Annotated in this window: 13 protein-coding genes and 1 pseudogene; 4 read left to right on the top strand and 10 right to left on the bottom strand. The window is 64.4% G+C overall.

What is annotated here, in order from left to right:
• Positions 1 to 3 precede the first annotated feature (3 nt).
• From KY499_RS15715 to KY499_RS15705, 3 genes are all read left to right on the top strand, one after another.
• The gene (locus KY499_RS15715; RefSeq protein WP_258191112.1) at positions 4 to 960 is read left to right on the top strand and encodes a type II secretion system F family protein; all 957 of its coding nucleotides are present in this window, start codon (positions 4 to 6) and stop codon (positions 958 to 960) included.
• A gap of 12 nt (positions 961 to 972) precedes the next feature.
• Positions 973 to 1,851, top strand: coding sequence for a type II secretion system F family protein (locus KY499_RS15710; RefSeq protein ID WP_123257088.1), 879 nt, complete (start codon positions 973 to 975; stop codon positions 1,849 to 1,851).
• A 150-nt stretch (positions 1,852 to 2,001) separates the two neighbouring features.
• A complete protein-coding gene (locus KY499_RS15705) occupies positions 2,002 to 2,394 on the top strand; it encodes a TadE/TadG family type IV pilus assembly protein (protein WP_258190825.1) in 393 nt (130 codons plus the stop codon).
• A 76-nt stretch (positions 2,395 to 2,470) separates the two neighbouring features.
• On the opposite strand, the gene KY499_RS15700 is transcribed toward KY499_RS15705, so the two are convergent.
• Positions 2,471 to 3,232, bottom strand: coding sequence for a response regulator transcription factor (locus KY499_RS15700; protein WP_219885784.1), 762 nt, complete (start codon positions 3,230 to 3,232; stop codon positions 2,471 to 2,473).
• 207 nt (positions 3,233 to 3,439) lie between these two features.
• On the opposite strand from KY499_RS15700, the gene KY499_RS15695 reads away from it, so the two are divergent.
• Positions 3,440 to 4,714 (top strand): cell wall metabolism sensor histidine kinase WalK, encoded by a 1,275-nt coding sequence (locus KY499_RS15695; protein WP_258190824.1) that lies wholly within the window; start codon positions 3,440 to 3,442, stop codon positions 4,712 to 4,714.
• A gap of 9 nt (positions 4,715 to 4,723) precedes the next feature.
• On the opposite strand, the pseudogene KY499_RS15690 reads toward KY499_RS15695, so the two are convergent.
• From KY499_RS15690 to map, 9 genes and pseudogenes are all read right to left on the bottom strand, one after another.
• Positions 4,724 to 5,602 (bottom strand): annotated as a pseudogene (locus tag KY499_RS15690) (tRNA pseudouridine synthase A); the annotation flags it as partial.
• 32 nt (positions 5,603 to 5,634) lie between these two features.
• Positions 5,635 to 6,189: a 50S ribosomal protein L17 gene (gene rplQ / locus KY499_RS15685; RefSeq protein ID WP_219885783.1), complete on the bottom strand. Its 555-nt coding sequence runs from the start codon at positions 6,187 to 6,189 to the stop codon at positions 5,635 to 5,637.
• A gap of 77 nt (positions 6,190 to 6,266) precedes the next feature.
• Positions 6,267 to 7,277, bottom strand: coding sequence for a DNA-directed RNA polymerase subunit alpha (locus KY499_RS15680; RefSeq protein WP_018773683.1), 1,011 nt, complete (start codon positions 7,275 to 7,277; stop codon positions 6,267 to 6,269).
• A gap of 133 nt (positions 7,278 to 7,410) precedes the next feature.
• Positions 7,411 to 7,812: a 30S ribosomal protein S11 gene (gene rpsK, locus KY499_RS15675; protein WP_018773682.1), complete on the bottom strand. Its 402-nt coding sequence runs from the start codon at positions 7,810 to 7,812 to the stop codon at positions 7,411 to 7,413.
• Positions 7,813 to 7,864: 52 nt separating this feature from the next.
• Positions 7,865 to 8,239 (bottom strand): 30S ribosomal protein S13, encoded by a 375-nt coding sequence (gene rpsM, locus KY499_RS15670; RefSeq protein ID WP_018760436.1) that lies wholly within the window; start codon positions 8,237 to 8,239, stop codon positions 7,865 to 7,867.
• A 185-nt stretch (positions 8,240 to 8,424) separates the two neighbouring features.
• Complete coding sequence (gene rpmJ, locus KY499_RS15665; RefSeq protein WP_009358722.1) at positions 8,425 to 8,538, bottom strand: 50S ribosomal protein L36; 114 nt, start codon at positions 8,536 to 8,538, stop codon at positions 8,425 to 8,427.
• A 70-nt stretch (positions 8,539 to 8,608) separates the two neighbouring features.
• Positions 8,609 to 8,830 carry a translation initiation factor IF-1 gene (gene infA, locus KY499_RS15660; RefSeq protein WP_009358723.1) on the bottom strand — a complete coding sequence of 74 codons (222 nt, stop codon included), beginning with the start codon at positions 8,828 to 8,830 and terminating at the stop codon, positions 8,609 to 8,611.
• A 152-nt stretch (positions 8,831 to 8,982) separates the two neighbouring features.
• On the bottom strand, positions 8,983 to 10,026 hold the full coding sequence (locus KY499_RS15655; RefSeq protein ID WP_219885782.1) for a P1 family peptidase: 1,044 nt from the start codon (positions 10,024 to 10,026) through the stop codon (positions 8,983 to 8,985).
• Between the two features lie 126 nt (positions 10,027 to 10,152).
• Positions 10,153 to 10,980: a type I methionyl aminopeptidase gene (map, locus tag KY499_RS15650; RefSeq protein ID WP_219885781.1), complete on the bottom strand. Its 828-nt coding sequence runs from the start codon at positions 10,978 to 10,980 to the stop codon at positions 10,153 to 10,155.
• Positions 10,981 to 11,069: the final 89 nt, after the last annotated feature.

The following is an 11,069-nucleotide window of genomic DNA, read 5'->3' as shown; positions in this document are numbered from 1 at the left end:
AGCATGGTCGCCGATCCAGCCATGCTCGCCGGGGTCGCCGGGGTCGCCCTCATCGTGGTGGCAGTAATGGTCGCCCTTTTCGTCGTCCTGCGGCCCCGCTACGCGGACATTCCCCTCAGCCGGAGGAGGCTGTTCCCGGGTAAAGCGAGAACTTCGGTCATCTCCCGGCTGAGCGGCGCCACGGTTGCCGCGGTGGAGCGCCATGTGAGCCACCGGACCACCGGTCCGTTCGGCCGCGACGCGCTCAGCGGGGCGGGCATTAAGACCCCGCCCGCCGATTTCGTCCTCCTGGTGCTGGCGGCCAGTTTCTTCCTGGGGCTGGCGGGACTCGTGGTCCAGGGACTCGCGGTGGCGTTGCTGTTCGCCGTGCTGTCCCCGGTGGGCGCGTTGGCGTTCATCAAGATTAAGACCGGACGCCGCCGTGCCGCCTTTGAGGAACAGCTCAGCGACATGCTGATGTCCCTCTCCGGAAGCCTCCGGGCCGGACACAGCATCACCCAGAGCATGCACAGCGCCAGCGTGGAGATGCCTCCGCCCATGTCGGAAGAACTCGCACGAATCGTCAACGAGGACCGGGTCGGACGGGACACTTCCGAATCGATGGCCGAAGTTGGCCGTCGACTGCAGTGCGAGGACTTCGAATGGCTCAGCCAGGCCATCGAAATTAACCGCGAAGTCGGCGGCGATCTGGCAGGGGTCCTGGACCACGTCGCCGAAACCGTCCGGGAACGTGCGCAGATTAAGGGTCAGGTCCGGGCGTTGGCGGCTGAGGGCAAATTCTCCGCCTACATCCTGATCGCATTGCCGTTTTTCGTCGCTGCATTTATTAACCTCTCGAATCCGGGATACATGGCGGTCCTGCTGCAGCCCGGACTCGGCTGGATCCTCATCGGAGCCGGCGTGGTCATGATGGCCATCGGCTCATTCTGGATCAGCAAAATGGTGAAGATCGAGTTCTAGGGAGTTGAGTCCATGTCCGCAACAGTGTGGCTGTTAATTGCCGCCGTCATCCTTCCGATGTCCTACTTCGCCTGGTCCGTCATCGCCATCGACCGGACCACCGAACGTGCGATCCAGTCCAGACTCGTCGCCGTCGCCTACCGCCCTCCGGAAGTTGCCTCCGGCCGCAAGAGCCGCCTGGTCCAACTGACCCGTCAGTTGACCCCGCGGGCCTACGTTGCGCATCTTGACCGGCTCCTGGGAAATGCCGGACGGCCCGCCTCTATGCCGCTGGAACGCCTCCTGACGATCAAACCGCTGGCGGCACTGGGCGGCGCCATCATCGGGCTAATCCTTGGCGGTGCAGCGTCCCCGCAGGGAACCCTTCTGGCCCTGTGCATCACGGCGGCCTGCTATTTCCTGCCTGACCTGCTGATCTACAACACCGGTACCAAACGCCAGGCCCGAATCGCACTGGACCTCCCCAACGTTATGGACCAGCTGCTGATCTCGGTCGAAGCCGGGCTTGGCTTCGAGGTGGCCATGGCCCGCGTTGGATCCAAGGGCAAGGGCCCACTGGCGGAAGAAATGGTCCGTACGTTGCAGGACATCCAGGCCGGCCGGACCCGGCGCGAGGCGTATAAGGCCATGGCGGCCCGTTCCAAAGTGCCGGATCTGCGAAGCTTCGTCGGCGCCATCATCCAAGCCGATGTCCAGGGACTGTCGATAGCGAGGGTCCTGAAACCCCAGGCCGACCAGATGCGCATCAAACGCCGGCTTCGGGCGGAAGAAAAAGCGATGAAGCTGCCGGTGGCAGTGGTGTTTCCATTGCTCCTCTTCATCTTCCCGCCGCTGTTCATCGTCATCCTGGGCCCCGCGGCCATCAACATCCTCCATACGTTCTCAGGCTGACGGTGTGCACGGAACCCGGCCCGCAATTCATCCGAAGTCCCGGCCGGAGCCGGCGCGCAGCAACCGACCGCACTAAAGGAGCATCCGATGTTTAGGTACCCGCCAGGAAGCCCACGGCAACGGTCTGATCGGCAGCGGGGCGCGGCAGCAGTGGAATTCGCCCTCATCGTCCCGCTCCTGCTGTCGTTGCTCCTAGGAGTGATCGACTTCGGAATGGCTTTCGGGCAGTACGTCAGCCTGCAGGGCGCAGCCCGGGAGGCAGCACGCCAGGGGATCGTCCTGGGCGACGTGGTGGCATCCGCCAACACCGCCAAGGGTGTCCTGGACAGCAGCAAGCTCGAGGTCAGGTTCGCCGTCGATGTCACCGCGGGAGCCCCTGGAGTCATGGTGGTGTGCCTGCGCTACCCGCGGACCTCCCTGACAGGATTCTTTAACTGGACCCTGAACGGACATTTCCAAACCAAGGCCCTGATGCGGATGGAAGGCACCGCGTTGGTTACAGCCGGCCTGAAGTCCTGGACCGGTGGACTCTGCACAAAGTAGCTCCGGGGCAGGCGGCCCGACCGGCGCCGGGATGATCGGCGCCGGGCCAGGGCGAATACGGCTACGGCTACGGGAGCTATGTGAGCTCAGGCGCCAGCCGATAGCCCACGCCGCGCACGGTCTGGAGCCAGCGCGGCTGCACCGGGTCCTCCTGCAGCTTCCGCCGCAGATTCCCGACGTGTACTTCCACCGCCCGCTCGTCGGATTCGCTGATGTAGGCGTCGTCACGGTAGTATTCGGCGCGCACCACCCGAACGAGATCGGACTTGGACCGGACGACGCCGGCCCCTTTGAGCAGGTCGTGCAGAAGATCAAACTCGCTGCGGGTCAGGCTGATGGGCTCGCCGTCAACGGTCAAGGCACGGGTCTGCGGGTTCAACGCCAGGCCATTGTGGCGCAGTACAGGGTCAGCGGCCGCTGCCGGGCCGTCGGAATCCGGGCCGGGCGTTCCTCCGTGTGGGATCGACTGCCTGGGCCGCCGCATCATCGCGGCCACGCGGGCGCGGAGCTCCCGGGGCCGGAACGGTTTGGTCAGGAAGTCGTCGGCCCCCGTATGCAGCGCGGTCAGCGTATCCAGCTCGTCCGCCTGTGCCGTCAGCATCACCACGTAGGAGTCGCTGAACTGCCGGATCCGGCGAAGGACTTCAAATCCATCAATGTCCGGAAGACCCACGTCGAGGGTCACCAGGCTTGCCGCCCGGCTGCGGACAGCCTCGACCCCTTCGCGTCCGCCCGCGGCGCAATGGACCTCGAATCCGGCCTGGCTCAACACGTCTTCAATAAGGTGACGGACATCTTCATCGTCTTCAACTACGACGGCTATTCCCAGCTCAGTCATAGTCCCCCCTCATATCTGGCAAGCACCCTGCCAGCGCACTTGTGGCGGCGCTGGATGGACCGGCGCGTTACCGGCACTGTCAGGATACCTTTGCCGGTGGCAGAACTGTGTACGGCTCAGTAACACGAACCGGAATCCTTGCCGCCGTGTCATTCGCACATCCGATCAAATGTAAGACTAGAGCAACGCGAAAGGGGAGAGTCGTCGGTGAATAAACAGCGGGTGGTCCGGGTCTCGGACTTCTACCTCACGGCGCTGGACCTCCGTGCGCTCATTTTCCTCTGCCAACTGCCAGTGACCCTGATGGTCGCGGCGTACGCCGTTGTCTCTCCCGACGGCTGGTCCGGCCTGCTGGAGAGCGGCCGCGGTCAGTGGTCGCTGGGACTGCAGGCCACCCTGCTCCTGGCCTCGTTCCTTGTCCCCTGGCATCGCCTCGCGCCGTCCGCGCCTCTCGTCCTGCCGGTTCTTGACCTTATTGCGATCGGGCTGACCGCGGATCACAGCGGGGGTTTGCAGGACTCCGCCCTGCTCCTGGTCCTGCCCGTCATCTGGATAGCAGCATCGCGGCTCAACACAGCTGCCAGCCTGTCGATCAGCTTCCTCGGAGCGTTCCTGCCGCGCCTGCCGTGGATTCTCGAAGGAGGCGCGGGAACGGTTCCCGACCGCGTGGCCGAGGCTGTCCTTGTCCCGCTTATGATGCTGGCCGTCGCCTTCGTCATTCGGTGCGTGCGGATCACGTCCGCGGATCTCGCCCAGGACCGTGACGGCATCCGGCCGGCCGGGCACGAAGATGCTGCGGAGACTACAGAGGATCTGTTGCCCACCGTCGCGCATGAGCTCCGCACGCCCTTGACCTCTATCATCGGCAACCTGGATCTGGTCCTTGCTGAGGCCGAGGACCTGCCCGCGAGAACCGTCCGCCGCCTCGAAGTCGCCGAACGCAATGCCGAGCGCCTGCTCGCCCTGGTCGCGGACCTGCTGCTGTCATCAAACTCGGCCCTCCACGTGCTCCCCCGCCGCACAGACCTCGCCGCCATCGTGGCGACGAGTCTGAGCTCCGCGCAGGCCCATGCGCTGAAGGGACAAGTCACGCTGTCCACCGATCTGGCCGCCCCACTGTGGGCGCAGGTGGACCCGCTTCGTTTCAGCCAGGCCCTCGACAACCTCGTTTCCAACGCGATCAAGTACTCGCCCGACGGCGGGTCAGTCACGGTCTCCGCCAGCATCGCCAACGGCTGGGTGCGGATACACGTCAAGGACACCGGCATGGGCATGAGCTATGCCGATGCCACCCGGGTCTTCACCCGTTTCTACCGGAGTCCGACCGTCCGGGAGACCACCATCCCAGGAGCAGGTCTGGGCCTGGCGATCACCAAAACCATCGTCGAACGCCACGGCGGATCCATTTCCTGCCGGTCCGTCCCCGGCCGCGGAAGCACGTTCACCGTGAAACTCCCGGCGTTCGTGCCGCAGACCACCTAGCCCCGCCGGGGCCCGGGTCAATTCTGCCCTCGAGAGCAACTGGCTCGCTGAGGGGTAGGCCACTTCCTCGAGCACGAGCGGGTGTGGGGCTGCCAGGACCGACTTGGCGTCCCGCTGGCGGGCCAGCAGCCGCTCCAGCAGCCAGCCGGGAGCCTCGATACCTTCGCCGACGAAAAGTGCCGATCCCACAAGGGAACGCACCATGTTGTGGCAAAACGCGTCGGCCTGCACACTGGCTACGATAACTCCGTCGGACCCGCGGCTGAACTCGAAGCGCTGAAGTTCCCGAATGGTCGTGGCGCCTTCCCGGGGCTTGCAGTAGGACCGGAAGTCCTGGAGTCCCAACAGGGCCGAGGCGCCTTCATTCAGGAGTCCGACGTCGAGCCGCTCCTTGTGCCAAAGAGTCGAGGTGCGGCCCAGCGGGTCCCAGAGCGCGGGGCCGTCCGCAATGCGGTAACTGTACCGGCGCCACAGGGCCGAGAAACGGGCATCGAAGCCCTCCGGCGCCACCGACACCCGGTGGACTTCAACGGCCCCGGTGAGATCGCCCAGGCCACGGCTCAGCGCCCCGCGCAGACGGCGGAGCAGCGCGACTGCGGGGTCGAGTTCATGACCTCGCGGCAGCGCCAGCCATTCAGCTTCTGTAAGGTCTGCGTGGACCACCTGGCCGCGCGCGTGGACACCAGCGTCAGTCCGGCCGGCCACGGTGACCCGAACCGGCCGCCGGACCAGCAGGGCAATCGCCTCTTCCAGGATGCCCTGAACGGTGCGCAGGCCCGGCTGGACCGCCCACCCGGCGAACGGGCCGCCGTCGTACGCCAAATCCAGCCGGATACGCAAAAACCCGCCGCCCCCCAGGACGGGGGCAGCGGGTTTGAGCTCGTTCATAGACTTAAGTCTACTGCGAAGAATTCAGTGAATTACTTCGTTTCCTCAGCGGCCGGAGCCTCTTCGGTTGCGGCAGCTTCGGTTTCAGCGGCCGGAGCAGCTTCGGTCTCAGCAGCTTCGGCGGTTTCGGTCTCTACGACCTCTTCCTCGGCGGCCGGAGCGGCAGCCTTCTCAGCGTCCTTCTTGGCAGCGTTAGTTGCTTCAGCAACCACAGCCTGCTTCGGCGAAACCGGCTCGAGGACCAGTTCGATGACAGCCATGGGAGCGTTGTCGCCCTTGCGGTTGCCGATCTTGGTGATGCGGGTGTATCCGCCGTCGCGGTTCTCCACTGCCTGGGCGATGTCGGTGAACAGCTCGTGGACGATGCCCTTGTTGCTGATCAGGCCGAGCACGCGGCGGCGGGAAGACAGATCGCCACGCTTGGCGAAGGTCACCAGGCGCTCAGCGTAAGGCTTCAGTCGCTTGGCCTTGGTCACCGTGGTGGTGATCCGCTTGTGCTCGAACAGTGCTGCGGACAGGTTCGCGAGCATAAGACGCTCGTGAGCCGCTCCGCCGCCGAGGCGCGGACCCTTAGCGGGGGTAGGCATTATAGTTTCTCCTCATATGGAAGCCGGTGGACTGCGCACACCATGGTGCATCCAGTCCGCCAGCCAAGATCTGTTTGTTAGAGTTCGTCGTCGCTGAACGCGGCGTCGTCCTCTTCAATTGCTGCGGCGCGTGCTGCGAGGTCAAAACCGGGAGGCGAGTCCTTGAGGGACAGGCCCAGTTCAACCAGCTTTGCCTTGACCTCATCGATGGACTTCGCACCGAAGTTACGGATGTCCATGAGGTCGGCCTCGGAGCGGGCCACGAGTTCACCCACGGTGTGGATGCCCTCACGCTTGAGGCAGTTGTAGGAACGGACGGTGAGGTCCAGATCCTCGATCGGCAGGGCCATGTCTGCTGCCAGGGCAGCGTCCGTCGGCGACGGGCCAATCTCGATACCTTCAGCTGCGGTGTTCAGCTCGCGGGCCAGACCGAACAGTTCCACCAGGGTGGTACCTGCCGAAGCAACTGCATCGCGCGGGGCGATGGCCTGCTTGGTCTCGACGTCGACGATGAGCTTGTCGAAGTCGGTGCGCTGCTCAACACGGGTAGCTTCCACGCGGAAAGTAACCTTCAGCACCGGCGAGTAAATCGAGTCGACCGGGATGCGGCCAATCTCGGAATCGCCGGACTTGTTCTGAGCTGCCGAAACGTAGCCGCGGCCGCGCTCGATGGTCAGTTCGAGTTCGAACTTGCCCTTCGAGTTCAGCGTGGCAATGTGCAGATCCGGGTTGTGGAATTCGACGCCGGCCGGCGGAGCGATATCCGCGGCGGTGACGACTCCCGGTCCCTGCTTGCGCAGGTAGGCAACAACCGGCTCGTCGTGCTCAGAGGAAACCGAGAGGTTCTTGATGTTCAGGATGATCTCAGTGACATCTTCCTTGACACCCGGAACCGTGGTGAACTCATGCAGCACGCCATCGATCCGGATGCTCGTGACAGAGGCACCGGGGATGGAGGAGAGCAGGGTACGGCGGAGGGAGTTTCCGAGGGTGTAACCGAAGCCCGGCTCCAGCGGTTCAATGATGAACCGTGAGCGGTTTTCGGAGACGACCTCTTCGGAGAGGGTGGGGCGCTGTGCAATGAGCACTTAGGTTTCCTTTCGGCGAGCATCCGCTATATGACGCAACACAGGTGGTGGAAAAATCGGTCTGAAGACTTAACGCGGCCGGGCCTGCCCGGACCATGGAAGGCCCGGGCAAGCTCCAGTGCGCTGGGAAGCCTTAGACGCGGCGGCGCTTGGGCGGACGGCAGCCGTTGTGGGCGCTGGGGGTTACATCCTGGATGGATCCAACTTCGAGGCCAGCAGCCTGCAGCGAACGGATGGCGGTTTCGCGACCGGAACCCGGGCCCTTGACGAATACGTCAACCTTGCGCATACCGTGCTCCTGTGCACGCTTTGCGGCGGCTTCGGCAGCCATCTGGGCAGCGAACGGGGTGGACTTACGTGAGCCCTTGAAGCCAACCTCACCGGAGGAAGCCCAGGAAATAACGGCACCGTTCGGATCCGTGATGGAAACGATGGTGTTGTTAAAAGTGCTCTTGATGTGCGCCTGGCCCAGCGCGATATTCTTCTTGTCCTTCTTACGCGGCTTGCGAACCGCGCCACGAGTCTTCGGGGGCATTTTTTCTCCTACAGAAAGTTATCGGGTGAAAACCGAGCTAGACCCTCAGGGCCTAACGGGCCTTCTTCTTGCCGGCGACGGTACGCTTCGGGCCCTTGCGGGTACGGGCGTTGGTCTTCGTACGCTGTCCGCGTACGGGCAGGCCCTTGCGGTGGCGCAGGCCTTCGTAGCTGCCGATTTCAACCTTGCGGCGGATATCAGCGGCTACCTCGCGGCGAAGGTCACCCTCAACCTTGTAGTTGCCTTCAATGTAGTCACGAAGCTCAACCAGCTGCGCGTCTGTCAGGTCCTTGACCCGGACATCGGCGCTGATGCCGGTGGCAGTCAGGGTTTCGTGTGCACGGGTCTTGCCCACGCCGTAGATGTAAGTAAGCGCAATTTCCAACCGCTTTTCGCGGGGAATGTCTACGCCAGCGAGACGAGCCATAGAGGCAGTGCTCCTTGAATAAACCGGAGGTCGTAGGCAGTACACCCGCATGTTCTCTGCGGCCCCAGCCTCCGACCGGGGGTCAGCTGTCCGGACTCTTTAGTGCTCAATGTCCCAGATCAGCTTGTGCTGCCTTGTATTTACTTGCGTGGGTTAGCAACCCAGGATTTTCCCCAGAGGGAAAATTAGCCCTGGCGCTGCTTGTGGCGCGGGTTCTCGCAGATCACCATGACCCGGCCATTACGGCGGATCACTTTGCACTTTTCGCAGATCTGCTTGACGCTCGGCTTGACCTTCATGGCGTTCCTTTGCGTGTGGCAGTTGGTCACCTGGACCGGCCGCGGACTGTTGCCCGGGCCCGCCCAGTGTTTACTTGTAGCGGTAGACGATACGACCACGTGTCAGGTCGTACGGGCTCAGCTCCACCACTACCCGGTCCTCAGGGAGAATCCTGATGTAGTGCTGGCGCATCTTTCCAGAGATGTGTGCCAGAACGATGTGCTTGTTGGTGAGCTCAACGCGAAACATCGCGTTAGGCAGCGCCTCGGTCACAACGCCCTCGATCTCAATGACCCCGTCCTTCTTGGCCATACCCTCCGCTAACTGTTGTTGCCGCCGCCTCCCGGTTTGCACCGGTCATGACTGCGGACGTTTTTGATTGATTGGCTGATGCCTCCCGGCCACAAAAGGGCACAACAGGGCAGACAACCAACAGACCACACTACGCCATGACGGCGGGATTGTTAAATCCGTGGTCGAAACCAGCAATCGTAACGTACGTGGGCGTCCCGCGCACTCACCACCGGTAGGCCGCGAGGTTCGCCGCGGAGGTGGACACCGCCTCGGCCCCTGGCGATTCCGTCGAGAATCGCCAGCCGGACGACGTCGGCCGCGGCGCTTTGCAGCGTGATCAGGCTCAGTTGGCGCACGGATTCTGTGCTGCGGTCCAGCGCGACGGCGCCGGTGGAAAGGGCAAACACGGTGTCCCCGTCGGCGAGTGTGTGGCTCGGGTCCAACGCCCTGGCCAGCCCGGCGTGCGCTGCGGCCGCTGTGCGTTTGCATTCGGCTTTGTCCAGCACGGCATTGGTGGCAACCACAACGAGCGTGGTGTTCAGCGGCGGCGTGATCGTGTTCGGGGAATCGGGAACCCGGAAGCGCGCGCCTGAGCGAGGAACGAGCGGGCGAGCGGAGGGTTCGGGGTTACCCGAACCGCATTCGAAGGGCAGTCCCAGCGCGTTGACGATGGCTATGGCGCCGACGGTCACGCCGTTCCCGAGGGTGACGGAGGCTGTACCTACTCCCCCTTTGAACTGGCCCCCGCCAATCGCCGCTCCGGTGCCGGCGCCGACGTTGCCGCGTTCGACGTCGTGCCCCTCGGCCCGGGCGGCAGCCGCAGCGGCAGCCGCATAGCCCATGGACTCATCCGGACGGGCGGAGAAGTTTCCTCCGCGTCCAAGGTCAAAGATGGCCGCCGCCGGGACGATCGGGACCACTCCTCCGGGAACGGCAAAGCCCCGGCCATTCTCCTCACACCACCGCTGGGCGCCGTGTGCCGCGACGAGGCCGAACGCGGATCCCCCCGTGAGCACGACTGCGTCCACCGCGGAGGTGAGGGTTGTGGGCTCCAGCGCATCCGTTTCGTGCGTGCCCGGGCCGCCGCCGCGGACGTCGACGGATCCGACGGTGCCTGGCGGCGGCAGCACCACCGTGACCCCGCTGAGCCAGCCGGCACCGCTCCTGTGGACGTGCCCCACCCGGATTCCGGCTACATCGGTGATCATTCCCATGGCTCCCATTCTGCCCCGCCGTCCTGCCCGACGCGCAGGTTTTCTGGCGCTACGCAAAATCCCTGGCGCTGCCGGTATTCCGGTAGCGCCAGGGATATTGGGTGTCGCAGGCGGTTGCGTGTGTCGCTAGGGAACCGGGACGGGCACGACGCCAAGCGGCGCGAGTTTCGAGGCTCCCCCGTCGGGCGCCGAGAGAACCCAGATACCCTTCTCATGCACGGCCACGGAGTGTTCCCACTGGCACGAACGCTTGCCGTCGGTGGTGACAACGGTCCAGTCGTCCGCGAGGACGGCTGTGTCGATGCTCCCGCGCACCAGCATGGGCTCGATCGCGAGGCACAGTCCCGGCCGGATCTTGGGCCCTCGGTGGGTTGTGCGGAAGTTCAGGACATCCGGGGCCATGTGCATTTCGGAGCCGATGCCGTGGCCGACGTAGTCTTCCAGGATGCCGAGCGGCTTCCCCGGTACGGCGGAGACGTAGTCGTCAATGGCGTTTCCGATGTCCCCAACGAACTTTCCGGTGGCCAGGGCCGCGATGCCGCGCCACATGGCGGCTTCGGTGACGTCGGACAGCCGCTGGTCTTCCGGATCGGCCGTCCCCACGATTACGGTCCGGGCCGAGTCGGAGTGCCACCCTTCCACAATCGCCCCGCCGTCGATGGAGAGAATGTCACCGTCCTGGAGGACACGGTCGCCGGGGATGCCGTGGACGACTTCCTCATTGACCGATGTGCAGATGGTAGCGGGGAAGCCGTGGTAGCCCAGGAAATTGGAGGTGGCGCCGGCCTCCTTGAGGACTGCGGCGAAGACACCATCAAGGTCCCGCGTGGTTTTGCCGGGAATGGCTGCGGCCACCGCAGCATCCAGGGCGCGGCTGAGGACGAGGCCAGCCTGGACCATGGTGCGCATCTGGGAGTTGGACTTGTATTCGATGCGGGGCTGGCCGAATGCCATCTGCAGCGTTCCTTTCAGTGGTGCCGGTGTCCGCCTGGGGCGGAGTGGAGCAAAAATGCCGGAGGCTCCTCCCGGTGGTCCGGGAGGAG

It is taken from the genome of Arthrobacter sp. PAMC25284 (assembly GCF_019443425.1).
Lineage (GTDB): Bacteria > Actinomycetota > Actinomycetes > Actinomycetales > Micrococcaceae > Arthrobacter > Arthrobacter oryzae_A.
This window is presented reverse-complemented; position numbering and strand designations above follow the sequence as displayed.